The sequence below is a fragment of the Cupriavidus sp. BIC8F genome, from assembly GCF_032465815.1.
In the GTDB taxonomy this organism is placed as follows: domain Bacteria; phylum Pseudomonadota; class Gammaproteobacteria; order Burkholderiales; family Burkholderiaceae; genus Cupriavidus; species Cupriavidus necator.
Window position 1 is genome coordinate 2,164,845 of record NZ_CP136094.1, and the last position, 24,349, is coordinate 2,189,193.

At 68.7% G+C, this 24,349-nt stretch carries 18 protein-coding genes; 8 read left to right on the plus strand and 10 right to left on the minus strand.

Annotation, left to right across the window (positions count from 1 at the left end):
* The first annotated feature begins 69 nt into the window (after positions 1-69).
* Entirely contained in the window at positions 70-5,925 is a 5,856-nt protein-coding gene (locus tag RS901_RS10135; protein ID WP_316148637.1) for an Hpt domain-containing protein, read from the plus strand.
* 134 nt (positions 5,926-6,059) lie between these two features.
* Here the strand turns inward: RS901_RS10135 and RS901_RS10140 are convergent, their stop codons facing one another.
* The 5 genes from RS901_RS10140 to RS901_RS10160 form a co-directional block, all read right to left on the minus strand.
* Positions 6,060-6,443: a hypothetical protein gene (locus tag RS901_RS10140; RefSeq protein ID WP_410054172.1), complete on the minus strand. Its 384-nt coding sequence runs from the start codon at positions 6,441-6,443 to the stop codon at positions 6,060-6,062.
* A gap of 638 nt (positions 6,444-7,081) precedes the next feature.
* Positions 7,082-8,389 (minus strand): MFS transporter, encoded by a 1,308-nt coding sequence (locus tag RS901_RS10145; protein WP_316148639.1) that lies wholly within the window; start codon positions 8,387-8,389, stop codon positions 7,082-7,084.
* A gap of 80 nt (positions 8,390-8,469) precedes the next feature.
* Positions 8,470-9,228 carry an SDR family oxidoreductase gene (locus tag RS901_RS10150; protein WP_316148641.1) on the minus strand — a complete coding sequence of 253 codons (759 nt, stop codon included), beginning with the start codon at positions 9,226-9,228 and terminating at the stop codon, positions 8,470-8,472.
* Positions 9,229-9,529: 301 nt separating this feature from the next.
* Positions 9,530-9,772: a hypothetical protein gene (locus RS901_RS10155; protein WP_013955797.1), complete on the minus strand. Its 243-nt coding sequence runs from the start codon at positions 9,770-9,772 to the stop codon at positions 9,530-9,532.
* The gene (locus RS901_RS10160; protein ID WP_153954860.1) at positions 9,765-11,201 is read right to left on the minus strand and encodes an aldehyde dehydrogenase family protein; all 1,437 of its coding nucleotides are present in this window, start codon (positions 11,199-11,201) and stop codon (positions 9,765-9,767) included. The genes RS901_RS10155 and RS901_RS10160 overlap by 8 nt, the downstream gene beginning before the upstream one ends.
* A 202-nt stretch (positions 11,202-11,403) precedes the next feature.
* Here RS901_RS10160 and ppa point away from each other — a divergent pair, with 202 nt between their 5' ends.
* Both ppa and RS901_RS10170 read left to right on the plus strand, forming a co-directional pair.
* Positions 11,404-11,931 carry an inorganic diphosphatase gene (ppa, locus tag RS901_RS10165; protein WP_010813006.1) on the plus strand — a complete coding sequence of 176 codons (528 nt, stop codon included), beginning with the start codon at positions 11,404-11,406 and terminating at the stop codon, positions 11,929-11,931.
* A gap of 124 nt (positions 11,932-12,055) precedes the next feature.
* Positions 12,056-12,628, plus strand: coding sequence for a cytochrome b (locus tag RS901_RS10170; protein WP_316148644.1), 573 nt, complete (start codon positions 12,056-12,058; stop codon positions 12,626-12,628).
* Between the two features lie 16 nt (positions 12,629-12,644).
* Here RS901_RS10170 and RS901_RS10175 read toward each other — a convergent pair whose 3' ends face one another.
* The gene (locus RS901_RS10175) at positions 12,645-13,898 is read right to left on the minus strand and encodes a GNAT family N-acetyltransferase (protein ID WP_316148645.1); all 1,254 of its coding nucleotides are present in this window, start codon (positions 13,896-13,898) and stop codon (positions 12,645-12,647) included.
* Between the two features lie 185 nt (positions 13,899-14,083).
* Between RS901_RS10175 and RS901_RS10180 the strand changes: the two genes are divergently transcribed.
* Positions 14,084-16,132 (plus strand): NAD(+) synthase, encoded by a 2,049-nt coding sequence (locus tag RS901_RS10180; RefSeq protein WP_316148646.1) that lies wholly within the window; start codon positions 14,084-14,086, stop codon positions 16,130-16,132.
* Between the two features lie 248 nt (positions 16,133-16,380).
* Positions 16,381-16,719: a P-II family nitrogen regulator gene (gene glnK / locus RS901_RS10185; RefSeq protein WP_006162803.1), complete on the plus strand. Its 339-nt coding sequence runs from the start codon at positions 16,381-16,383 to the stop codon at positions 16,717-16,719.
* A 63-nt stretch (positions 16,720-16,782) separates the two neighbouring features.
* On the opposite strand, the gene RS901_RS10190 is transcribed toward glnK, so the two are convergent.
* From RS901_RS10190 to trxB, 3 genes are all read right to left on the minus strand, one after another.
* The gene (locus RS901_RS10190) at positions 16,783-17,424 is read right to left on the minus strand and encodes a trimeric intracellular cation channel family protein (protein ID WP_013955807.1); all 642 of its coding nucleotides are present in this window, start codon (positions 17,422-17,424) and stop codon (positions 16,783-16,785) included.
* A gap of 13 nt (positions 17,425-17,437) precedes the next feature.
* Positions 17,438-18,112 (minus strand): Smr/MutS family protein, encoded by a 675-nt coding sequence (locus tag RS901_RS10195; RefSeq protein WP_316148651.1) that lies wholly within the window; start codon positions 18,110-18,112, stop codon positions 17,438-17,440.
* Positions 18,113-18,234: 122 nt separating this feature from the next.
* The gene (trxB, locus tag RS901_RS10200; RefSeq protein WP_316148652.1) at positions 18,235-19,200 is read right to left on the minus strand and encodes a thioredoxin-disulfide reductase; all 966 of its coding nucleotides are present in this window, start codon (positions 19,198-19,200) and stop codon (positions 18,235-18,237) included.
* A 245-nt stretch (positions 19,201-19,445) separates the two neighbouring features.
* Here trxB and RS901_RS10205 point away from each other — a divergent pair, with 245 nt between their 5' ends.
* The 3 genes from RS901_RS10205 to RS901_RS10215 all read left to right on the plus strand — a co-directional run bounded on the left by RS901_RS10205 (position 19,446) and on the right by RS901_RS10215 (position 23,010).
* On the plus strand, positions 19,446-21,782 hold the full coding sequence (locus RS901_RS10205; protein WP_316148653.1) for a DNA translocase FtsK: 2,337 nt from the start codon (positions 19,446-19,448) through the stop codon (positions 21,780-21,782).
* A 146-nt stretch (positions 21,783-21,928) separates the two neighbouring features.
* The gene (gene lolA, locus RS901_RS10210; RefSeq protein ID WP_316148654.1) at positions 21,929-22,564 is read left to right on the plus strand and encodes an outer membrane lipoprotein chaperone LolA; all 636 of its coding nucleotides are present in this window, start codon (positions 21,929-21,931) and stop codon (positions 22,562-22,564) included.
* A gap of 8 nt (positions 22,565-22,572) precedes the next feature.
* A complete protein-coding gene (locus tag RS901_RS10215) occupies positions 22,573-23,010 on the plus strand; it encodes a hypothetical protein (protein ID WP_316148656.1) in 438 nt (145 codons plus the stop codon).
* Between the two features lie 16 nt (positions 23,011-23,026).
* Here the strand turns inward: RS901_RS10215 and RS901_RS10220 are convergent, their stop codons facing one another.
* Positions 23,027-24,127: an NAD(P)-dependent alcohol dehydrogenase gene (locus tag RS901_RS10220; protein ID WP_316148658.1), complete on the minus strand. Its 1,101-nt coding sequence runs from the start codon at positions 24,125-24,127 to the stop codon at positions 23,027-23,029.
* Between the last annotated feature and the right edge of the window lie 222 nt (positions 24,128-24,349).

Here is a 24,349-nt window from a genome sequence, read left to right on the forward strand (position 1 = left end):
CTCCGCGCCTGCCGCCTGTTGCGGCAGGTTGCCCGCGGCCGCCATCCGGGCGCCGCACTGGAAGCCGTCATGTCCCTGAATTTCCCTGTCCCGCGCGATGGCGCCACAGCCGGCGCACCGGCTGACGCCGGCGCCGTGCCCGAGCCGGCTCCGGCGCCGCCGTCCGCGAGCATGCCTGCTGTTTCCGATCCAGGCGCTCCCGCGCGCGACCTGTCCGGCCTGGCGTGGCTTGCGCCCAGCCTGCGCAGCGCGCTGGAAGACGCCGCCGCCGAGCTTGGCCACTATGTCGACGAGGTCCGCCAGGCGCCCGAAGCGCTGGGCGCGCGCGACACCACCTCGCTGCGGCTGGCCGGCCAGCACCTGCACCAGGCCGCCGGCGCGGTGCATATCGTCGGGCTGCGCGGCACCGATCCGTATTGCCAGGCCCTGCGCCGCCTGCTCGAAGCCATCGACGCCGGCACCGTTGCCGCCGGCCCCGAGGCGCTGGCGGTATTCCGCGCCGGCGTGCAGGCGCTGGCCGAGTATGTCGACGACCTGATGGCCGGCGACGATGAAGCGCCGCTGCGCCTGTTCCAGCCCTATGCGGGCGTGCTGGCGCACCTGGGCGAAGAGCGCGTGCATCCGGCCGACCTGTGGCTCGATGAGCTGCAGATGCTGCCCGGCATGCTGCTGCCGGCGCGAGGTCCGGCGGCGGTCATGCGTGCGCGCCAGCAGTTTGAATCGGCCTTGCTCAAGGCATTGCGCCTGCCTGCGCCGTGCACCGACGCGGCGCTGCTGCGCGAAGCCTGGCTGCCGCTGTGCGCGGCGCTGGACGAGGTGCGCGCTAATGAGCAGGAGGCGCGCCGCGCGGCGGATCATCCGGATCGCGGGGTCTGGCATGTGCTGGGGCTGGTGTTCCGCGCGCTGGGCCTTGGCCTGTTGCCTTCCGATCTGCTGGCCAAGCGCTTTGCCGGCCGCGCCAACCTGTTGCTGCGCCAGTACCTGCAGGGCCATGTGCGCGTGCCGCAGGCGCTGCTCAACGACGCGGTGTTCCTGCTGGTTTGCACCGGCCTGGCCCGCGACGGGGCCGGTGACGGCGACGGCGTGGCTGCGCTGCGTGCCGATATTGCGCGCACGCTCGCGGCATTCCGCCTCGATCCCGCGCACGCGCTCGCCAATGCGGACTTCCGCCAGCGCTATTACGGCTGGCTCGACCCGATCGACACGCGCAACCTGCAGCAGGCCGCCGCCGGGATTGAGCACGCCGCCGCCGGCGAACCCACCGGCTGGGAAACCGCGCTGGCCGCGCTGGCCGAAGCCGCGCAGCCGCTTGGGCAGCCGGCGCTGCAGCGCTGCCTGGCACAGGCGGCCATGCACGGCGGGCAGCATCACCGTGGCGAGGCACTCGGCGCCTCCGGCATCGCGATGTTCCTGGCGCGCGCGCTGGCGCTGCCGTGGCGCGTGCACGGGCAATCCGCCCATCCGGCGGCGGCGCGTTTTGCCGCGCAGTGCGAGGCGCTGGCGACGTGCCTGGCCGATCCCGCCGCGAGCGCGCCCGCGTGGCTTGCGGGCATGGTCGACGAGGCGCGCGCCCAGGCGCTGCGCAGCGAGGCCGTGACGCAGCTGCGGGCGCAGCTGGACAGCGGCGAATCGTGGCTGGACAGCTTCGACCGCAACGCGGCCCGCGCCGAAGGCGCCGGCCATCTGCGCGATGCGTGCCAGGCCTTTGCCGCGCTTGGCGCCACGCTGGCGCACTTGCAGTCGTCCGCCGCGCTGCCTGCAGCGCTGGTGGACGATGCCGCGCAGGCCGCCGCCGCGGTGCATTCCGTCAATGCGCGGCTGGCCGATCCGGGCGAACTCGCCGATGCCAGTGCGCGCGCCGCGCTGCTGGGCGAAGTCGCGGCAGAGCTGGGCGCGGTCCATGCCTTCGCCGATGGGCTGGAATTCGGCCGCGTGCGGCGGGCCGATACGCTTGCCGAGGCCGGCGAGCCCGATGCGCCGCGCGCCGCGCAGCATCCGCTCGCCGCCGCGCGCGCCGCCGCGGCCGAGGCGATCCAGGCCGGCCCCGTACCCGATGCGCCGCCAGTGCAGCGCCTGCGTGCCGCGCTGCAGGCGCTGGCCGACCAGGCCACCATCGACGACGATGCCGCGCTGCGCCGCCAGGCCGCCGACGCCACCATGCAATGCAATGCCTGGCTGGCCGGCAGCGATGATGCGGCCGGCAGGCTGGCACTGGCACTGGCCGAGCCGGCGGGGGCTGCGGCACCCGCAGCCGCGCAGCCTGCGGCGCAAGGCCTGCCGGCTGCCGGCGACAAGGCGGCGCTGGACGCCGAACTGCTCGACATCTTCCTGAACGAAGCCGACGAGGTGCTGGGCGGCATCGCCGGCGACCTCGGCTCGGGCGTTGAGGCGCTGCACGAGGCCGATACGCTCAGCCGCGTGCGGCGCGCCTTCCATACGCTCAAGGGCTCCAGCCGCATGGTCGGCCTGCATCGCTATGGCGAAGCGGCCTGGGCGGTCGAGCAGGTCATGAACCTGTGGATTGCCGAAGCGCGCGAGCCGGTGCCCGCGCTGCTGTCGCTGCTGCGCCGCGCGCATGCCGAGCTGTCGGCGTGGGTGGCACAGCTGCATCGCGATGCGGCGACCTGGCACGACATCGCGCCGCTGGTGGCAGCCGCCGAGGCGGTGCGCGACCCGGGCGGCGCGCAGGCCGCGGACGAACTGCCAGTGTTGTTCGGAGCGCCTGCAGAAGCGCCGCCCGAGCCGGCCGCCGAGGCCGCCGATCACACCGGCGCCGATGCCGTCGGGCACGGCGACGACAATGTGATCCCGTTCCGCCTGTCCGGTGGCCTGTCGGACGAGGACGACCACTACAAGGTCATCGGGCCGGTGCGCATCGGCCTGGCGCTCTACAACGTCTACCTGCAGGAGGCCGACGACCTGCTGCGCCAGTTCGCCACCGACATCTCGGAGTGGCGGCATGAAGGCCATCCGTGCCCGAGCGAGCTGGGGCTGCGCGTCGCCCACACGCTGCAGGGCAGTGCGTCCACCGTCGGCCTGGAACCCGTGCGTGAGATCGCCGAGGCGCTGGAGGCCCTGCTGCTGCAGCTGGGCTCGCACCCGGTGTCGATGCACCCGGGCGATTTCCGCCTGCTGGAGCAGGCGGTCGAGCGCCTGCGCGGCATGCTGCACCAGTTTGCCGCGGGCGTCTGGCCGGATGCCGATGCCGGCCTGCACCGCAGCCTGGTTGAGTTCGGCGAGCGCGCGCTGCTGCGTCCGCGCGTGGCGGTGCCCGCGCCGCAGGCGCCGGCCGAGCCGGATGGCTCGGTGGCGCAGCTGCTGGGCCAGTTGCCGCCCGCGCAGGAAGACCAGCCGGAGCCGCCGGCATTGCCCGGGCCGGAGGCCGCACAGCCGCCGGCCACGCCGCATGACGCGGTCGTGATCGCGCTGCCGACCTCGCACCGGGCACCCGTTGCGCCGGTATCGGACGAGGGCGGCGCCCCGGATCCCGCGCTGGTCCAGATCTTCCTGGAAGAGGCGCAAGGCACGCTGCCCGAGCTGGGCAAGCTGCTGCGTGGCTGGGAAGCAGCGCCGGAAGACTCGCGCCACGGCGGCCTGGTGCTGCGCGCGCTGCATACGCTCAAGGGCAGTGCGCGCATGGCGGGTGCCATGGCACTGGGCCAGGCCGCGCATGAAATGGAGACGCTGCTCGACGCCAGCCTGCGCGGGCAGGGCCAGCAGGCCGTCGCGCCGAAGCTGTTCGAGCGGCTCTATGCCTGGTACGACCGCATCCTGGCGCATGTCGAGGCGCTGCCGTCCGGCCGCCTGCTGCCCGCGGACGATCCGGACGTGGTCAACGGCCTGGCCGACGCGCCGGAGGAAGTGCAGGCCGATGAGCCGCTGCCGCAGGCTGATGCCGTCGTTGACGCGGTGCCCGCAGCCAACCTGCCCGCCATGCCGGGGCCGGCAGACGTGATGGTGGCGATGCCGCCGGCCGTGCCCGCCGAGCCGCAACGCGCGCTGGTGCGCGTGCAGGCGCGCGCGCTCGACACGCTGATCAACGAAGCCGGCGAAGTCGGCGCCACGCGCGCACGCCTGGACAGCGAACTGGAGGCGATGCGCGCCTACCTGGGCGAACTGAACGACAACGTCGCGCGCCTGCGCGGGCAGTTGCGCGAAATCGAGATCCAGGCTGAGTCGCAGATGGCGTCGCGCATTGCCGACGCGCAGCACAAGCAGGAATTCGACCCGCTTGAGTTCGACCGCTTCACGCGCTTCCAGGAGCTGACGCGGATGATGGCCGAATCGGTCAACGACGTGGCCACCGTCGAGCAGAACCTGCAGCGCGGCTTTGACCGCGCCGCCGGCGACCTGGCCGCGCAGGCGCGCCTGACGCGCGGCATGCAGCGCGGGCTGATGCAGGCGCGCATGGTGCAGTTCGACGCGCTGGCCGAGCGCCTCTATCGCGTGGCACGCCAGGCCGCGGCCGAGACCGGCAAGGAAGTGCGCCTTCTGATCAAGGGCGGCACGGTGGAAATCGACCGCTCGGTGCTGGACCGCATGGCCGGCCCGATCGAGCACCTGATCCGCAACGCGGTGGTGCACGGCATCGAAGCCGCTGCGCCGCGCCGCGCCGCGGGCAAGGCCGCCACCGGCGCGCTGACGCTGGAGGTGCAGCAGGAAGGCAACGAGGTGGTGCTGCATTTCGTCGATGACGGCGGCGGGCTGGACCTGACGCGCATCCGCGCGCGCGCGGTCGAGCGCGGCCTGATGGCGCCGGACGACGACGCCAGCGAGGCGCGCCTGACCGAGCTGATCTTCGCGCCGGGCTTTTCCACGGCCGACGCGGTGTCGGAACTGGCCGGCCGCGGCGTGGGCATGGACGTGGTGCGCGCCGAGACCGTGGCACTGGGCGGACGCATCACGCTGGAATCGAAGCCCGGGCAGGGCACCACCTTCACCGTGCACCTGCCGCTGACCACGGCAATCACGCAGGTGCTGGTGATCTCGCTGGGCGCGCGGCGCTATGCCGTGCCCAGCGGCATGATCGACCAGGTCCAGCAACTGCGCGCCCCGGCGCTGCTGGATGCCTACAACCAGGGTCGCCTCACGGTGGCTGGCGCCGAGGTGCCGTTCTTCTACTTCGGCGCGCTGCTGGAAGAAGGCAACGCGGTCGCGGCCGGGCGCAAGTATTCGCCGGTGGTGCTGGTGCGCAGCGGCGCCGAGCGCGTGGCGGTGCATGTGGACGATGTGGTCGGCAACCGCGAAGTGGTGGTCAAGCATATCGGCCCGCACCTGGCACGGCTGGAAGGCATTGCCGGCGCGACCACGCTGGGCGATGGCGAGATCGTGCTGATCTACAACCCGGTGGTGCTGGCGCAGCGCTTTGTGCGCGAACGCGGCCAGCCGGTGCCGCAGGCCTTGCCGCAGACGCCGGCGCTACCTGCCGTGCAGGCGCAGATGGGCGCGGTCGCGGAACTGGCGAGCGACGGCACCACCGAGCCGGTGCGCGGCCTGGCCGTGCAGCCGACCGTGATGGTGGTGGATGACTCGCTGACCGTGCGCAAGGCCACCCAGCGCCTGCTGGGCCGCGCCGGCTACCAGGTGGTGCTGGCGCGCGACGGCGTGGATGCGCTCAAGCAGCTGCAGGATGTCATGCCGGACGCGATGCTGGTCGACATCGAGATGCCGCACATGGACGGCTTCGACCTGACGCGCAACGTGCGCTCCGACGCGCGCACCGCGCATATGCCGCTGGTGATGATCACCTCGCGCACGGCCGACAAGCACCGCCGCTATGCCGAGGAGATCGGCGTCAACGTGTACCTGGGCAAGCCTTACAACGAGGATGAGCTGCTGGGCACGCTGCATCGGTTGCTGGGTGAGCGGGCGGCCGGTACGGCGGGGTCGGTGGGGCAGATGCTGGGGGATGGGCCCACAGGCTGAGGGAGCACGCAGTCGGCATGCAAAGGGCAGCGGCTCTCTCAAGGGCCTGCCATGCAAAAAGGCTCGACATCGCAAGATGCCGAGCCTTTTTTCCTCCTCCACGGGCGCGCCGCACGGCGCGCCGTCCCGGCTGATTACCAGCGCATCTGCGCGTTCTTGCCGCCGGTGCTGACCGTCGCGGTCTTGGTCCTGCCCTGGTAAGTCGCCCGCACGTTGTACGTGCCCGACGGCGCCTTCAGCAGGCAGCGCGGACCGTCGGCGATAAAGCTGGCGACTTCCTTGCCGCCGCGCATCAGCTTGACGTCCACGTCGGACAGGTACTCGCCGCGCGCACCCTGCGTGAACAGCAGGCTCATGTTGTACTTGCGCGCCTCCGATTGCAGCGCGACCTGCTCGTCTTCGGCGACACCGCCGCAGATATAGGCGACCGAGCCGGCTGTACGCTGGACCATGGCATCACGCGGCGGCGGCGGGGGCGGCGTGGTCAGCGGCGGGCGTGGCTGCGCGGGCGCTGCCATCGGCGGTGGCGCCGGCGCGGCTGGTGGCGTGCCGGTGGGCGCAGGTGCCGGGGATGCCATCGGCGGCGGTGCTGCCGTGGCAGGCGCCGCTATGCCAGGTGCGGGCTGTGTGGCAGGGGGTATGGTGTCGGCCGGCGGCGCGGGCGGCATCGTGGCACCCGGGGTCGGGGCCATGGTGCTGCCCGGGGCAGCGGGCGCCAGGGCGGCAGGCGCAGGGCTGGCGTCCACCACCGGCGCCTGCGCATGGCTGGCAGCCGGCACCAGGGCCAGCAGCGCGACCACGCCGGCGCTGAGCGCGATCACCAGGCGCTTGACGCGCGAGCGGCGTGCCAGGCGCGCATCGACAATTTCCAGCGAACGGGTAGGGGCAAACGGGAGCAGTTGCGGCATCGTGGCCTCCTTGGGCGAGCTTCGGAATCAGATGCCCCGGAGGACCCCGTGGGATCACTTCGGGTCTCTCCTTTCCATCCTAGGGCCCAAGGGCGAGCGACAGTGCCGGGCTTGGTCCTACATCCGCGTCAGCCGACGGCGCATTGTGGCCCGCAGGCGGCGTGCGAGCGACTTCGCAGGTGCCGGAAGAAAAACGGCCCTTCCCGCAGGGGAAGGGCCGTTGACGGCGTGTGATCCTGGCGGACGGGTTATTTCTGGCTCACCAGCCGCTTGGGCACCGACAGCGTCAGCGCCGCGCCCACCACCAGGCATGCGGCCAGCAGGTACATGCCCGAATCGGTACTGTGGGTCAGGTCCTTGAGCCAGCCCACCGCATAGGGGCTGAGGAAGCCAGCAAGGTTGCCCAGCGAGTTGATCAGCGCGATCCCCGCGGCCGCGCCAGTGCCGGCCAGAAAGGAAGTCGGCAGGCTCCAGAACAGCGGCAGCGTGGTCAGGATGCCGATGGTGGCCAGCGTCAGCGCCACCATTGCCAGCGTGGTGTCGCTATGCCATTGCACAGACAGCAGCAGGCCCAGCGAACCGGCCAGCGCGGGCAGCGCGATATGCCAGCGGCGCTCGCCGCTGCGGTCTGCGCTGTAGGCCACCAGCACCATGCCGACCACCGCGCAGCCATAGGGGATGGCGGTCAGCAGGCCGATATCGAGCGCGCCCTTGACGCCGGTCTGCTTGATGATGGTCGGCAGCCAGAAGCTGACGCCGTACAGGCCCATCACGAAGCAGAAGTAGATCGCGCTCATCAGCCAGACGCGCGGGCTGGACATCACGGTGCGGATCGGCGGGTCTTCCTTGTGCGCATCCTCGCTGGCGATATTGCGCTCCAGCAGCGCTTTCTCTTCCGGCGACAGCCACTTGGCGTGGGCGATGCGGTCGTCCAGGTAGGCCAGCACCCACAGGCCCACCAGGATCGACGGAATGCCCTCAAGCAGGAACATCCACTGCCAGCCGGACCAGCCGTTGTGGCCGTGGAAGGACTGCATGATCCAGCCCGACAGCGGCCCGCCGATCACGCCTGCCAGCGCGACCGCGGTCATGAAGTAGGTGGTGGTGCGCCCGCGCCGGTTGGCCGGGTACCAGTAGGTCAGGTACAGGATGATGCCGGGGAAGAAGCCCGCCTCGGCAATGCCCAGCAGGAAGCGCAGCACGTAGAACATGGTCGGCGTGGTGACGAACATCATCGCCGCCGAGATCGCGCCCCAGGTGATCATGATGCGCGCGATCCAGATGCGCGCGCCCACCTTGTGCAGGATCACGTTGCTGGGCACTTCGAACAGGAAGTAGCCGATAAAGAAAATGCCGGCGCCCAAGCCATAGATGGTCTCGCTGAACTGCAGGTCGTTGAGCATTTGCAGCTTGGCAAAGCCTACGTTGACGCGGTCCAGGTAGGCCACCACGTAGCACAGCAGGAGGAAGGGCACCAGGCGCCAGCTGACCTTGCGGTAGGTGGCGTCTTCAAAGGCGGCGTCGCTGACGCCGGGGTTCACTGCGGTCGTTGTCATGCTGTCTCCTGAGGATCTGGCGTTTCTGTGTGACGCGTTTTACAGCTGCGGTACGACTAAGGGGGAAGGCCGGCGCCGGCTCAGACGCAGCGGCCGCCGTCCACTTCGATGCAGGTGCCGGTGATAAAGGCGGCTTCGTCCGAGGCCAGGTACAGGCAGGCGTTGGCCACGTCCTGCGGGGTCGACATGCGGCCCATCGGGATGGTGGCAAGGAACCTGGCGCGGTTCTCGGGCGTATCGGGCATGCCCATGAATTCTTCGAGCAGTGCGGTGGCGCCGATCACCGGGTTGACGCAGTTGACGCGGATATTGTCCTTGCCGAGTTCCGCGGCCATGGCCTTGCTGGCGGTGATCACCGCGCCCTTGCTGCCGTTGTACCAGACCAGGCCCGGGCGCGGCCGGATGCCGGCGGTGGAGGCGATATTGACGAACACGCCGCCGCCGTGCTGGCGGAAGTGCGGGATAAAGGCGCGCGCCGACCAGTAGATGCTCTTGACGTTGACGACGTAGACGCGGTCGAACTCCTCCTCGGTAACTTCGAGGATGGGCTTGTTGCGATGGGTCGTGCCAGCGTTATTGACCACGATATGCACGTCGCCGAAGGTGGCCAGCGCGGCTTCGCGCATGGCCTCGGTGTCGGCTTCGCGCGAGACGTCGGCGCGCACCGCGCGGGCCCGGCCGCCGGCGTCGCGGATCGCTGCGGCGACGCGTTCGGCGGCTTCCTCGCGCAGGTCGGCGACCACCACGTTGGCGCCTTCGCGCGCAAAGGTGTGGGCAATGCCTTCGCCGAACCCGGAACCGCCGCCGGTGACGATCGCTACCTTGTTGTCCAGTCTCATGGCTTGTCTCCTGGTGTTGTGCTTATGTTCTGGTGATCCGTGCTGCGAGGGGCTCAATGCCAAGTCCACTGAATCACTGAAATTGGTCGGTGCCTGCCATGTCATGCGGGCGCATCGCGTCGTTGCAAATGCTCGCAATAGCCGTGCTATTGCTGCGCTTTGCCCTTGCAGGGCGCACATGCGCTTGCAAGCGCATGTCGCTACGCAGGCGGATTGCAATGCAATCCGAAACCCCTGCTTCGCCCTAGCGCTGCATCCCGCATGACATGTCCTTCACCTCCCATTTCAATGATTCAGTGGACTAATGCGAAAACGGCCCCTGGCCGCGCAGCGCATTGGCAACCATCATCAGTGCCAGCAGGAAGGGCAGTGCCACATACAGGCACCAGTGCACGCGGTCGCCGACGACGTCGCCCCACTTGCGCTTGAAGACCTGCAGCCGCGGCATGCCGGAAGGATTGGTGGCGCGCTTGTTCCGCACATGCCATGCCATCCAGAAAAAGAAGATGGCAAAGGCGACGGACAGGAAATTGATGTTACCCATGTTGGATGGCGATGGTTTTCAGGGTGGTAAATCCGTACAGGGCCTCGAAGCCCTTCTCGCGGCCGTAGCCGGACTGGCCGGTGCCGCCGAAGGGCAGCTCCACGCCGCCGCCGGCACCGTAGTTGTTGATAAAGACCTGGCCCGCGCGCAGCTTGTGCGCCAGGCGCAGCTGGCGCCCGCCGTCGCGCGTCCAGACCCCGGCGACCAGCCCGTAGGGCGTGCCGTTGGCCAGTGCGATGGCCTCGGCCTCGGTGTCGAACGGCATCGCCGCCAGCAGCGGGCCGAACACTTCTTCCTGCGCCAGCCGGTGCGCCGGCGGCACGTCGCGGAACAGCATCGGCACCTGGTAGTAGCCGGCCTCCGGTGCCTCGGCCACGATCTGGCCCTGCGCCATCACCGACACGCCCGCGTGCTGCGCATCGGAAACGAAATCCCACACGCGCTGCTGCTGCTTGCGGCTGATCAGCGGCCCGCATTCCAGGTCGAGCTCGGACGGGCCCACGCGCAGCGACTCGAACACCGACGCCAGCCGGTCGAGCAGCGCGTCATAGACTGGCCGTTCCACCAGCAGGCGGCTGCCCGCCGAGCAGGTCTGGCCAGCATTTTGCACGATGCCGTTGACCACCACCGGCACCAGCGTATCCAGGTCGGCATCGGCAAAGACGATCTGCGGCGACTTGCCGCCCAGCTCCAGCGTGACCGGCACGTGGTTCTCGGCGGCCAGCTGGGCCACCTGCTTGCCGGTCTGGGGCGAGCCGGTGAACGAGATATGGTTGATGCCCGGGTGGCGCGCCAGCGCGGCGCCGGCTTCATGGCCGTAGCCGGTGATGATATTGAGCGCGCCTTCGGGCAGGCCGGCCTCGGCGGCGATCTCGGCCACGCGCAGCAGCGACAGGCAGGCGTCCTCGGCCGGCTTGACCACGCAGGCGTTGCCGGTGGCCAGCGCCGCGCCCACGCTGCGCCCGAAGATCTGCAGCGGGTAGTTCCACGGGATGATGTGGCCGGTCACGCCGTGCGGCTCGCGCACCGTCAGCACGGTGTAGCCGGGGTTGTAGGGGATGGTCTGGCCGTGCAGCTTGTCGACCGCGCCGGCGTAGAACTCGAAATAGCGGGCCACGGCGCGGGCATCGGCGCGCGCCTGGCGCAGCGGCTTGCCGGTGTCGCGGGCCTCGAGCGCGGCCAGCTCGTCCTCGTGGGCGATCAGCGCCACGGCGACGCGGTTGAGCAGGCGCACCCGCTCGGCTGGCGCCATCTGGCCCCAGGCGCCTTCGGCGGCCTGGCGGGCCGCATGGACGGCGACGTTGATATCGGTGGCGTTGCCGCGTGCGATCTCGGCGAACGGCTCGCCGTTGGACGGATCGAAGACCTTGATGCGCAGGCCGTTGTCGGGCGCGATCAGGCGGTTGGCGACGAAGTGCTGGGCGTGCATGGGTGGCTCCGGGGCAGCGGGTGCAACAGGGGGGCAGCGTGGCGGCTGCGCTATTCAGTGACGGCTGAAGAATGCGCCATTATCGCCGACACCGGCCAGCGTGCAATGCGCCGTGCCTGGCCCAGCTGTCAGCCTGCGGTCAGGCATGAGCCGCTATAATGCCCGCCATCCAACAACACCGCGCAGGCATCTGGAGAACCGCATGAGCTTCAACCTCGTAACCCCGGGCAAGGACATCCCCAACGATTTCAACGTCATCATCGAGATCTCGGCCCAGAGCGATCCGGTGAAGTACGAGGCCGACAAGGAAACCGGCCTGCTGTTCGTCGACCGCTTTATCGGCACCGGCATGCGCTATCCGGCCAACTACGGCTATATCCCGCAGACGCTGTCGGGCGACGGCGACCCGGTGGACGTGCTGGTGCTGTCGCCGTTCCCGATCCTGGCGGGCGCCGTGGTGCGCTGCCGTGCACTCGGCATGCTGAAGATGACCGACGAGTCGGGCGTGGACGCCAAGCTGGTCGCCGTGCCGCTGGACAAGCTGTCGCCGGCCACCGCCTACATGAAGGGCCTGTCGGACGTGCCGCAGAACCAGCTGGACCAGATCAAGCACTTCTTTGAGCACTACAAGGCACTGGAAGCCGGCAAGTGGGTCAAGGTCGAAGGCTGGGCCGGCATCGAGGAAGCCCACAAGGAAATCACCGACGGCGTGGCCAACTACAAGAAGTAAGCTGAACCGCCGCTGAAGAAGCCCCGCTGCGGCGGGGTTTTTTGTTGCCGCGCGCTTGACGCACGGCAGTACCCGCGCAAGTGCCTTGCGCTACGCTGTGCGGGTGCTGACAAGAGGAGTCCCCATGCATTCCATCACCGAAATCCAGGCATTGCCGCGGGCCTTGTCGCCGTCGCGCCGCTATGACCGGCTGGCCGTGTGCTTCCACTGGGCGGTGTTCCTGCTGGTGGCGCTGGCCTATGCCGCGATCGAACTGAAGGGCAACTTCGCCAAGGGCACGCCGCCACGCGCGCTGGCGATGACGGTCCATGAATGGGCAGGCGCGCTGGTGCTGGTGCTGGCGGTGCCGCGCCTGCTGTGGCGCCTGGTGCGCGGGGCGCCCGCGCCGGAGCCGGGCGCGCGCTGGATGCAGCTGGCCGGCGAGGCCATGCACTGGGTGCTTTACCTGTATATCCTGGCCCAGCCGCTGCTGGGGCTGCTGGCGATGAACGCCGGCGGCCACCTGCTGGCGCTGCCTTCGCTGGGGATGGAAGTGCCAGCGCTGGTGGCAGCCGACCCGGCGCTGAAGGACACCGTCAAGGCAATCCACGAGACCCTGGGCACCGCCTTCTACCTGGTGATCGGGCTGCATGCGATGGCGTCGCTGTTCCACCACTACATGCTGGGCGACAACACACTGCGGCGGATGTGGCGTTGATCGCTGCGCGGAGTCTTCAGGCGCGGGCGAACGGGTTGCGTTCGCCCAGCTCGTCCAGGTAGGCGTCGATGCCCTGGCGCTCGCGTTCCAGGAAGCGCTCGACGGCATCGGCAAAGGCGGGATGCGCCAGCCAGTGGGCCGAGCGCGTGGCCACCGGCAGGAAGCCGCGCGCCATCTTGTGCTCGCCCTGGGCGCCGCCTTCGAAGGTTCCTATGCCCTGCTCGATGCAGAATTCCAGCGGCTGGTAGTACGCAGTCTCGAAGTGCAGGCAGGCGTGGTGCTCCAGCGCGCCCCAGTAGCGCCCGTAGAGCGTGCTGACTTCAGGCGTATCGTCATAGACCAGCAGCGAGCTGGCGATGGGCTGGCCCTCGCGCTCGGCGATCACCAGCAGCAGGTGCTGCGGCATGGCGGCGCCGATGCGCCGGAAGAAGTCCAGGTTCAGGTAGGGCGTGGAATGATGCTCGCGGTAGGTCTGGCGATAGCACCGGTTGAAGAACTTCCACGCGTCGCCGTCGATCTGCGCGCCACGCAGGCGCCGGAAGGTGATGCCGGCCTGCGCGACCTGGCGGCGCTCGGCGCGGATGTTCTTGCGCTTTTTCTGCGACAGCGTGGCGAGGAAGTCGTCGAAGCTGCCGTAGCCGTCATTGGTCCAGTGGAATTGCACGCCGTGCCGCATCAGCATGCCGGCCTGCTGCATCAGGGCGGCCTCGGCCTCGTCGGGAAACAGGATGTGCAGCGACGACATCTGGCTTTCAGCGGCGAGCGCCAGCGCCATCTGCAGCAGCAGGCGGCGCGCATGGACGTCTTCGGCCAGCAGCCGCGCGCCGCGCACCGGCGTGAAGGGAATTGCCGCCAGCCATTTGGGGTAGTACTCGAGCCCGTTGCGAGCATAGGCGTCGGCCCAGGCCCAGTCGAAGACATACTCGCCATAGGAATGTGCCTTGGCGTAGAGCGGCATGGCCGCGGCCAGCCGTTCCGGGTGGCCGTCCTTGGCCGGCGCCCACAACGTCAGGTAGCGCGGGTTCCACCCGGTTTCGGCGCAGGCGCTGCCGCTGGCGTGCAGGGCGTGCAGGAAGGCATGCTTCAGGAACGGCGTGGCGTCGGCGTGGTGCGCCACCAGGGCGTCCCAGGCGGCGGCATCGATCTCGCCCAGGTCGGAGATGATCTCGGTACGGTATTCGTGCGCAGGGTCGCCTGCCGCCTTGCGCTTGTGCTGTGCCGGCTGGCGCTGGTCCTTGCCCTCGCCGGGCACGCATGATTCAGACTGCATTGCACCAGTTCCCGTCTGTGGATCGATCGAGTCTACCGGAAACGATGCGGCGGTGCCGCGCGGCAGGCGCGGGGCGGCCGTCGTAAAATGGAGCATCCTCGTCACCAGTGCTGCCGAGGCATCCCCGGATGCTTCAGGCGGCCCGCCTGCGCGCGGCATGGTCCGTCCGATAACCAAGGCCCGATATGAAGAACCCGTTTTTCAACCTGTATTCCCACGGCTTTGCGCGTGTCGCGGTGGGCGTGCCCGTCTGCCGGGTGGCCGACCCGGCCTTCAACGCGGCCGAAACCATTGCCCTGGCGGCGCAGGCGGCACAGCAGGGCGCCGTGCTGGTGGCGTTCCCGGAGCTGGGCATCTCTGCCTATACCTGCGACGACCTGTTCCACCAGCGCGCGCTGCTGGACGCCTGCGAGGCGGCGCTGGCCACCATCGTCGAGGCCTCGCGCAAGCTGCCGGCGGCGCTGATCGTCGGCATGCCGCTGCGGGTCGAGCACCAGTTGTTCAACTGCGCCGTGGTGGTAGCGCGCGGGCGTATCCAGGGCGTGGTGCCCAAGTCCTACCTGCCGAACTACTCGGAGTTCTACGAGGCGCGCCAGTTCAGCGCCGCCGACAACGCCGCGGTCGAGTCGATCCGGCTGCTGGGCCAGGACGTGCCGTTTGGCGCCGGGCTGCTGTTCGATGTCGAGGACATCCCCGACTTCCGCTTCCACGCGGAAATCTGCGAAGACGTCTGGGTGCCGATCCCGCCGTCGTCGTTCGCGGCGCTGGCCGGGGCCACGGTGCTGGTCAACCTGTCGGCCTCGAATATCGTGGTCGGCAAGGCCGGCTACCGGCACCAGCTGGTCTCGCAGCAGTCGGCGCGATGCCTGGCGGCCTACCTGTACACCTCGGCCGGCAAGGGCGAGTCCTCCACCGACCTGGCCTGGGACGGCCAGGCGCTGATTTGCGAGAACGGCGAGCTGCTGGCCGAATCCGAGCGCTTTGCCGATACCTCGCACCTGCTCTGCGCCGATATCGACGTCGAGCGGCTGTCGCGCGAGCGCATGCACCAGGTGACCTTCGGCCACTCGGTGCGGCGGCACAAGGCAGAAGTGGACAAGTTCCGCGTGGTGCGCTTCCCGCTCGACCTGACGCCGGAAAAGTCGCTGCCGCTGGCGCGCAACGTGGCGCGCTTCCCGTACGTGCCGGCCGATCCGCGCCAGCGCGACGAACGCTGCATGGAGGTCTACAACATCCAGGTGCAGGCGCTGGTGCAGCGCCTGTCGGCGAGCAAGATCAGCAAGGTGGTGATCGGCGTGTCGGGCGGGCTGGATTCCACCCACGCGCTGCTGGTCTGCGCCAAGGCGATGGACCGCCTGGGGCTGCCGCGCGCCAATATCCTGGCCTACACCATGCCGGGCTTTGCCACCAGCGACCGCACGCTGCTGCAGGCGCGCCAGCTGATGCAGGTGGTGGGCTGCACCGCGACCGAGATCGATATCCGCCCGTCGTGCCTGGCCATGCTGAAGGACCTGGGCCACCCGTACGCCGCCGGCGAAAAGGTCTATGACGTGACCTTCGAGAACGTGCAGGCCGGCGAGCGCACCAACCACCTGTTCCGGTTGGCCAACTTCCACCATGCCATCGTGATCGGCACCGGCGATCTGAGCGAACTGGCGCTGGGCTGGTGCACCTATGGCGTGGGCGACCACATGTCGCACTACAACGTCAACGCCAGCGTGCCCAAGACGCTGATCTCGCACCTGGTGCGCTGGGTGGCCGAGACCGGGCAGGTGGGCGAGGGCGGTTCCGACGTGCTGCTGGCCGTGCTCGACACCGACATCAGCCCCGAGCTGGTTCCGGGCGACAGCAATCACGGCCCCGAGCAGAAGACCGAGAGCACCATCGGCCCGTATGAACTGCAGGACTTCAACCTCTACTACACGCTGCGCTTCGGCTTCACGCCGTCCAAGATCGCCTTCCTGGCGCTGCACGCCTGGGGCGACCGCGAGCGCGGCGCCTGGCCCAATGGCCCGCATGTGGTGCGCAACCAGTACGGGCTGCCGGAGATCAAGCGCAACCTGGCGATCTTCCTGGACCGCTTCTTCCGCACCAGCCAGTTCAAGCGCTCATGCATCCCGAACGCGCCCAAGGTGGGCTCGGGCGGATCGCTGTCGCCGCGGGGTGACTGGCGTGCGCCGAGCGATTCAGAGTCGGTGGTGTGGCTGGCGGACCTGGAGAAGGTGCCGGATTGAGCGCGGCGCCGGTCGTGCCCCGGCGCTTGGGTGGCGGCTTGTGCACAGTTTCTCCAGTGACTGTCCACAGGTTTATCCACAGGGCCGGGGCGTGCCCGGATGCGCGCTAGCCAACGCTGCGGCCGCGCTGGCTGTGGGGTAGGCGGAAATGCAAGCGGCCAAGGGCTGGTAAAATGCCAGCCGGAGAGCGCCGCGACCGCGGCGATGCGCCGCCAGGCGTGTGAACAAACGATAAACAGGGGCCAGTCATGAAGCAGATTACCGCCATCATCAAACCGTTCAAGCTCGACGAGGTGCGTGAAGCCCTGGCCGACGTCGGCGTGACCGGGCTGACGGTGACCGAAGTGAAGGGATTTGGCCGCCAGAAAGGGCATACCGAGCTCTACCGTGGCGCCGAGTACGTGGTCGACTTCCTGCCCAAGATCAAGATCGAAGTGGTGGTGGCCGAGAACCAGCTGGACACCGTGCTGGACGCCATCGTCAAGGCCGCCCACACCGGCAAGATCGGCGACGGCAAGATCTTCGTCACCGAGATCGAGCGCGTGATCCGCATCCGCACCGGCGAGCAGGACGAAGCCGCGGTCTGAGCCACGGGCCTGGACAGAAAAACGCCGCCTTGCAAGGCGGCGTTTTTGTTGGCGGGGCGGCGTTCAGCTGGGCAGCTTCCACCCGTAGCGCACCGACACCAGCCGCATGGCGATGATCGCCACTGCCCCGGTCAGCAGCGCCGCTTCCTGCTGCACCGCCAGCCAGCTCATGCCGACATAGATCCAGCAGCCGATAAAGGAGCAGGTGGCATAGGGCGAGCGGTCGCGCAGGATCATCGGCACCTCATTGCACAACACGTCGCGCACCACGCCGCCGAACACGGCCGAGATGATGCCCATCATCACCGCCACGGTGGGCGTCATCTGCGCCACCAGCGCCAGCGAGGCGCCGGTCACCGAGAACAGCCCCAGCCCGATCGCATCGGCCACGATCATGGCCCGGTCCGAGGCCACGCGGCTGACCACGCGCAGCACGAACGAGGCGCCGAATGACATCACGAAGATCAGCAGCACGTAGCCTTCGTGGTCGACCCAGTAGAACGGGCGCCGGTCCAGCAGCACGTCGCGCACGGTGCCGCCGCCAAAGGCGGTGGCAAACGCCACCACGAAGGTGCCGACCACGTCCAGGCGCTGCTTGCGCGCGTCGACCACGCCCGAAACCGCAAAGGCGAGCACGCCGATCACCTCCATGATGTGGAGGATCAGGGGCAGCCGCCCCATCAGCAAATCAAGCGGAACGTGCATCCGTGGCGAGGCGTCAGGTGCGCGGCTGGCGCAGCAGCACCATCAGTGCGCCGGCGCCGCCTTCGGCCTCGCGCGCCTGCGCGAAGGCGAGCACTTCCTCCTTCTGCGCCAGCCAGCTGCGCACCTTGCCCTTGAGCACCGGCAGCTTGTCGGGCGAGCCCAGGCCCTTGCCGTGGATCACGCGCACGCAGCGCACGCCGTTGCGCACCGAGCGGCGCAGGAACTCGGCCAGCGCCTCGCGCGCCTCGTCGCTGCGCAGGCCGTGCAGGTCGACCTTGTCCTGCGGCACCCATTCGCCGCGGCGCAGCTTGCGGATCACGTCCATACCGATGCCGGGCCGGCGGAACGACAGGGTCTCGTCGGTTTCCAGCAGGCTTTCCACGTCGAAATCATCGGACAGCGAGGCCGCCAGCACGGCTTCGTCGTTGCGGCGCGACTGCACGGGCACCGGGGCGGGCTTGCTGGCGGGCACGGGGGCGCGGTTGCGGTCGCGCAGCTGGCTGACCTGGCCCACGCTGGTGCGGAAGACGTCGGCCTCCTCGCGGGCGCGCTGGGCGGCCTGCTCGGCGGCCACGCGCTCGGCTTCGCGGCGCTCGGTATCGGCCTTGAGGGTGTCGCGCAGCCTGGCAAGGTCGTTCAGGCCGAATCGTTGGGGCGGTCGGTCGGGTTTGCGGGCGCCGTGCGTCATTGAGAATCTCCGGGGGCTCGGCGCCGATTATATCGACTGGCGGGGCGGCAGGAGGGTGGCACGAGATGCCGAGGGGACGCGCCGGCGGGCCGTGGCGGCCCGGCCGGCGGAGGGGGCTGTGCTTACTTCAGGGCTTCGACAAAGCGCTGGGCGTCCAGCGCAGCCATGCAGCCCGTGCCGGCGCTGGTGATGGCCTGGCGGTAGACATGGTCCTGCACGTCGCCGGCGGCAAACACGCCCGGCACGCTGGTGGCGGTGGCGTCGCCCTGCAGGCCCGACTTGGTCACCAGGTAGCCGTTTTCCATGGCCAGCTGGCCTTCGAACAGGTCGGTGTTGGGCTTGTGGCCGATGGCGATGAACACGCCCGCCAGCTTCAGGTCCTCGGCCTGGCCGGTCTTGGTGCCGCGGATGCGGATGCCGGTCACGCCGGATTCATCGCCCAGCACCTCGTCCAGCACGCTGTCGTAGCGGATCACCACGCGGCCTTCCTTTTCACGCTGCAGCAGGCGGTCGACCAGGATCGGCTCGGCGCGGAAGCTGTCGCGGCGGTGGATCACGGTGACCTTGCTGGCGATGTGCGACAGGTACAGCGCCTCTTCCACGGCGGTGTTGCCGCCGCCGACCACGGCCACTTCCTGGTTCTTGTAGAAGAAGCCGTCGCAGGTGGCGCAGGCCGACACGCCGCGGCCCATGAAGGACTCTTCGGACGGCAGGCCCAGGTACTGCGCCGAGGCGCCGGTTGCGATGATCAGCGCGTCGCACGTATATTCACCGGCGTCGCCGATCAGGCGGAACGGGCGGGCCGGCTGGCCGTTGTCGTCCACCAGCTTGGCGGTGTGGATGTGATCGAAGATGATTTCGGTCTTGAATTCCTCGGCATGCGCCAGCATGCGCTGCATCAGTTCAGGACCCTGGACGCCCTTGGCATCGCCCGGCCAGTTCTCGACGTCCGTGGTGGTCATCAGCTGGCCGCCCTGTGCCAGGCCGGTGATCAGCACCGGTTCCAGGTTGGCGCGGGCCGCGTAGACCGCGGCGGAATAGCCGGCGGGACCAGAACCGAGAATCAGCACTTTTGCGTGTTTTGCCATGATGCGTTCCTGTGGCCGGTGCGGCATGCTGCCCACCGGCATTGCTCGAAAGCGACATTATAAGAGGAGCCGCATTTGCTCACTGTTGCAAATTCCAATGAGTGCGATAGTCTCGGGCCACGTTAAAATGGCCGCCACGATGACCGTCAGTCACCCGGTGAGTGACCACTGACCGATGCCGGCATCGGCCCTGAATGCACCCGATCAGCATCCGGAATCACCTTACACGCGAGTCTTAACCAGGCATGGCCCGAGCTACCACGACCACCCGCACCGATCCCTCAGCCTTGCCATCCCGCATCGGCAAACTGCTGGGCGAGGTCCGCTGGTTCCTGCTGCTGGCCGTCACGCTGGGCTTCCTGTGCGTGCTGGCCAGCTACAGCAAGACCGATCCCGGCTGGTCGCATGCCAACCAGGTGGCCGATATCCACAACCTGGGTGGCCGCGTCGGCGCCTGGGTGGCCGACGTGCTGTTCTTTATCTTCGGCTTTTCCGCCTACTGGCTGGCGGTGCTGCTGGTGCGCCGCTGCTGGCGCGGCTGGCGCACGCTGACCGCCGAGCTGCCCGAGCGCGCTGACCACGGCCTGCACCGCCAGGGCGTGACCGTCAGCTGGATCGGCTTTGGGCTGACCCTGTTCTCCAGCATGGGCCTGGAGGCGATCCGCATGTACCCGCTGCGCGCCGCGCTGCCGCGCGCGCCGGGCGGGGTGCTGGGCGACCTGCTGGGCGGCTGGCTGCAGGTGGCGCTGGGTTTCACCGGCGCGACCCTGCTGCTGTTGCTGCTGCTGGCGATCGGGCTGTCACTGTTTTTCCATTTCTCCTGGCTGACCGTGGCCGAGCATGTCGGCGGCTTTGTCGAGACCCTGTTCCTGGGCCTCAAGGCCCGCCGCGAGAGCAAGCAGGACCGCATCATCGGCGAGGCCGCCAAGACCGAGCGCAAGGAAACCGTCGAGGTGCAGCGCGTGCGCATCGAAGAGGCGGCGCCGGTGCAGATCGTGCGCCCGCAGGCGGTGCCCAAGCATGAGCGCGTCGAGCGCGAGAAGCAGCAGCCGCTGTTTGCCGATATCCAGGACTCGGACCTGCCGCCGCTGTCGCTGCTGGACCCGATCCCCCCGCACCAGGAAACCGTCAGCGCCGAGACCCTGGAATTCACCTCGCGCCTGATCGAGAAGAAGCTCAAGGACTTCGGCGTCGAGGTCAAGGTGGTGGCGGCCTACCCGGGCCCGGTCATTACGCGGTATGAGATCGAGCCGGCCACCGGCGTCAAGGGCAGCCAGGTGGTGAACCTGGCGCGCGACCTGGCGCGCTCGCTGTCGCTGGTGTCGATCCGCGTGGTCGAGACCATCCCGGGCAAGAACTACATGGGGCTGGAACTGCCCAACCCGAAGCGCCAGACCGTGCGCCTGTCGGAAATCCTTGGCTCACAGGTCTACAACGAGAGCTCGTCCAGCCTGACCATGGCGCTGGGCAAGGACATCGCCGGCAAGCCGATGGTGGCCGACCTGGCCCGCATGCCGCACTGCATGGTGGCCGGCACCACCGGCTCGGGCAAGTCGGTCGGTATCAACGCGATGATCCTGTCGCTGCTGTACAAGGCCAAGGCGGAAAGCGTACGCCTGATCCTGATCGACCCGAAGATGCTCGAAATGAGCGTCTACGAGGGCATCCCGCACCTGCTGTGCCCGGTGGTGACCGACATGCGCCAGGCCGGCAATGCCCTGAACTGGGCGGTCGGCGAGATGGAGCGCCGCTACAAGCTGATGAGCAAGCTGGGGGTGCGCAACCTGGCCGGCTACAACAAGAAGATCGACGAGGCCGCGGCCCGCGAAGAGAAGATCCCCAACCCGTTCAGCCTGACCCCGGACGCCCCGGAGCCGCTGGACCGGCTGCCCACCATCGTCATCGTCATCGACGAGCTGGCCGACCTGATGATGGTGGTCGGCAAGAAGGTGGAAGAGCTGATCGCCCGCATTGCGCAGAAAGCGCGCGCGGCCGGCCTGCACCTGGTGCTGGCCACCCAGCGCCCGTCGGTGGATGTGATCACGGGCCTGATCAAGGCCAACGTGCCGACCCGGATCGCGTTCCAGGTCAGCAGCAAGATCGACTCGCGCACCATCCTCGACCAGCAGGGCGCCGAAGCGCTGCTGGGCATGGGCGACATGCTCTACCTGGCGCCGGGTACCGGCCTGCCGGTGCGCGTGCACGGCGCCTTTGTCTCGGACGAGGAAGTCCACCGCGTGGTGGAAAAGCTCAAGGAATCCGGTGAAGCCAACTACATCGAGGGCATCCTCGAAGGCGGCCTGACCGATGACGCCGGCGGTGGCGACGGGTTTGGCGGCGGTGCCGGCATTGGCGGTGGCGGCGGCGAGGCCGATCCACTGTACGACCAGGCAGTCGAGGTGGTGCTGAAGAACCGGCGCGCGTCGATCTCGCTGGTGCAGCGCCACCTGCGCATCGGCTACAACCGTGCCGCGCGGCTGCTCGAAGACATGGAAAAGGCCGGGATGGTCTCGGCCATGTCGGGTAACGGCAACCGCGACATCCTGGTGCAGGGCGCGGGTGCCGCCCGCGAAGATGACTGAGCGCCGCTCGCGCAGCCCTCGTAATATCCGGTTACCCGCCGGCGTGCGGCGCGCGGAATCCCCGGGCCGCCGGCGGCTCTAAAAGGACAGGTTGCCCGTGCCCGACGGCGCAGGCAACGCACCTTACAACTACCAGGACCCGAACCATGCGAAACCGCATCCTCGTGTCGGCTTGCGCCGCGCTGGCGATGTTTGCCCTCCAGGCGCCGGCCCATGCCGCCGCCACCGACCAGTTGCAGAGTTTTGTCACCGGCGTGAAGAGCGCGCGCGGCGAGTTCACGCAGCGCCAGGTCAAGGGGCAGGGCCCCAATGGCAAGGTGACCGGCACCTCCAGCGGCACCTTTGTGTTCTCGCGCCCGGGCAAGTTCACCTGGCGCTATACCAAGCCCTACGACCAGCTGCTGCAGGCCGACGGCCAGACCCTGTACATCTACGACAAGGACCTGAACCAGGTCACCGAGCGCAAGCTCGACGGTGCGCTCGGCTCTAGCCCGGCGGCGATCCTGTTCGGCAGCAATGACCTGGAAAAGAACTTCGTGGTCAAGAACGGCCCGACGCGCGATGGCGTAGAGTGGCTGGAGCTGACGCCCAAGGCCAAGGACACGCAGTTCGAGCGCATCGGCATCGGCTTCAAGGCCGGCAATCTTGAAGCCATGGAGCTGCGCGACGCATTCGGCAACACCACCCTGCTGACCTTCACGGGCATGCAGAAAAACCCGCCGCTGGCGGCCGATGCATTCCGGTTCACGGTGCCCAAGGGCGCCGATGTGATGAAGCAGTGAGGCCCGCCATGAACGATCCGCAGGAAGGTCCCGCAGTCACCATCCGTTCCCGGCGCCGCGAGCGCGCCGTGCTGCTGGCCAGTGCCGGCGCGCTGCTGTTGGCGGCATGCGCCAGCAGCGGCGGCGGCGCCAGCAAGTTCGATGTCGATTCCTTCTTGCGCGCATCGGACTCGGCGTTGCCCGAAGTGCTGGGCAATGGGGCCTTCCTCAAGGCCACGCGCGTGCCTGCCACCGACTGCGCGGTGATGCTGCAATCGGCCAGCACCGGCGTACTGGAAGACCTGCCGCCGAGCAGCAGCGCGCGCGGCCCGGCCTGGCTGTTGCACCCGAAGGACAAGCCCGGCGAGGTGTGGCTGGTGGTCAGCGAGTCCGGCGGCGAGCGCACCTGCCACGGCCCGTTGCCGGCCGACGCCATGCAGGCGCTGACCGCCCGGGCCAAGGGCTGAACCTGAGGCGCCGCCGTCAGTGCGGTTTGATGGCGATCTTCAGCACGCCGTCGCGCTGGTTGGCGAACAGGTCGTAGGCCGCGACGATGTCGTCCAGCTTGTACTGGTGCGTCACCAGCGCTCCCAGGTCGACGCGGCCCGACTCGATCACATTGATCAGCCGCCGCATGCGTTCCTTGCCGCCGGGGCACAGCGCGGTGTTGATCTTGTGGTCGCCCAGCCCCGCGGCGAAGGCCGACAGCGGAATGGTCAGGTCGCTTGAATAGACCCCCAGGCTGGACAGCGTGCCGCCGGGCTTGAGCACGCGCAGCGACTGCTCGAAGGTTGCCTGCGTGCCCAGCGCCTCGATCGAGGCGTCGACGCCGCGCCCGCCGGTCAGCTTCATGACCTCGTCCACCACGTCGCAGTTGCGGAAGTTCAGGGCCACGTCCGCGCCCATCTTGCGCGCGATCTCCAGCCGGTGGTCGTTGCCGTCGATGGCGATGATGGTGGTGGCGCCGCACAGCCGCGCACCGGCGGTCGCGCATAGCCCGATCGGGCCCTGCGCGAACACGGCCACGGTGTCGCCGATGCGGATATTGGCGTTTTCCGCGCCCTTGAAGCCGGTGGACATGATGTCAGGGCACATCAGCACCTGCTCGTCGGTGAGGCCATCCGGGATCGGCGCCAGGTTGGCCTGGGCGTCGGGCACCAGCACGTATTCCGCCTGGGTACCGTCGATCATGTTGCCGAAGCGCCAGCCCGCGGTCGCCTTGTAGCCGTGGCAGCCACACTGCCCGCTGGCCATCAGGTAGCTGCCATCCTGCGAGGCCACGCCGTCCTGCGCCGTGTAGGAGTTGAAGTTGGGGCAGATTGCGCCGGCGATCACGCGCTGGCCTTCGCGGTATCCACTCACCGCGCTGCCGAGCTTTTCGATGATGCCGACGGGCTCATGGCCCACGGTCAGGCCCTTTGCCACCGGGTACTCACCCTTGAGGATGTGCACGTCGGTGCCGCAGATGGTGGTGGTGGTGATACGCACCAGGGCATCGTTGGGGCCGATATCCGGGATGGGCTTGTCTGCCAGTTCGATCCGGCCAGGCTCGACAAAAACGGCGGCTTTCATCATTGCGGTCATGCGTTGCTCCCAGGGAAGGCGCAGGGGGATGCGCGGTGGGTGGAGTGGTGCGGGACGTTGCCGGCCCGCTTACTCACTGATAGCACGCATGGGTTATCGCCCGGTTTATCCAGATCAAGCCGACGCCACACGGAAAATGTGCACAATAGATGGCAATGCGACAAAAGTTTCGTGTCGGCGTGCAAGGAAGCTGAACGCCGCGGGGCGCCGCGTGTCCCAGCA

Coding starts and splice junctions, on each gene's coding strand:
- RS901_RS10190 (WP_013955807.1), bottom strand. CDS start 17,424: ATGCACGTTCCGCTTGATTTGCTGATGGGGCGGCTGCCCCTGATCCTC.
- RS901_RS10215 (WP_316148656.1), top strand. CDS start 22,573: ATGAACGATCCGCAGGAAGGTCCCGCAGTCACCATCCGTTCCCGGCGC.
- RS901_RS10170 (WP_316148644.1), top strand. CDS start 12,056: ATGCATTCCATCACCGAAATCCAGGCATTGCCGCGGGCCTTGTCGCCG.
- trxB (WP_316148652.1), bottom strand. CDS start 19,200: ATGGCAAAACACGCAAAAGTGCTGATTCTCGGTTCTGGTCCCGCCGGC.
- RS901_RS10150 (WP_316148641.1), bottom strand. CDS start 9,228: ATGAGACTGGACAACAAGGTAGCGATCGTCACCGGCGGCGGTTCCGGG.
- RS901_RS10195 (WP_316148651.1), bottom strand. CDS start 18,112: ATGACGCACGGCGCCCGCAAACCCGACCGACCGCCCCAACGATTCGGC.
- RS901_RS10205 (WP_316148653.1), top strand. CDS start 19,446: ATGGCCCGAGCTACCACGACCACCCGCACCGATCCCTCAGCCTTGCCA.
- RS901_RS10140 (WP_410054172.1), bottom strand. CDS start 6,443: ATGGCAGCGCCCGCGCAGCCACGCCCGCCGCTGACCACGCCGCCCCCG.
- RS901_RS10155 (WP_013955797.1), bottom strand. CDS start 9,772: ATGGGTAACATCAATTTCCTGTCCGTCGCCTTTGCCATCTTCTTTTTC.
- lolA (WP_316148654.1), top strand. CDS start 21,929: ATGCGAAACCGCATCCTCGTGTCGGCTTGCGCCGCGCTGGCGATGTTT.
- RS901_RS10135 (WP_316148637.1), top strand. CDS start 70: ATGTCCCTGAATTTCCCTGTCCCGCGCGATGGCGCCACAGCCGGCGCA.
- RS901_RS10220 (WP_316148658.1), bottom strand. CDS start 24,127: ATGACCGCAATGATGAAAGCCGCCGTTTTTGTCGAGCCTGGCCGGATC.
- ppa (WP_010813006.1), top strand. CDS start 11,404: ATGAGCTTCAACCTCGTAACCCCGGGCAAGGACATCCCCAACGATTTC.
- RS901_RS10160 (WP_153954860.1), bottom strand. CDS start 11,201: ATGCACGCCCAGCACTTCGTCGCCAACCGCCTGATCGCGCCCGACAAC.
- glnK (WP_006162803.1), top strand. CDS start 16,381: ATGAAGCAGATTACCGCCATCATCAAACCGTTCAAGCTCGACGAGGTG.
- RS901_RS10145 (WP_316148639.1), bottom strand. CDS start 8,389: ATGACAACGACCGCAGTGAACCCCGGCGTCAGCGACGCCGCCTTTGAA.
- RS901_RS10175 (WP_316148645.1), bottom strand. CDS start 13,898: ATGCAGTCTGAATCATGCGTGCCCGGCGAGGGCAAGGACCAGCGCCAG.
- RS901_RS10180 (WP_316148646.1), top strand. CDS start 14,084: ATGAAGAACCCGTTTTTCAACCTGTATTCCCACGGCTTTGCGCGTGTC.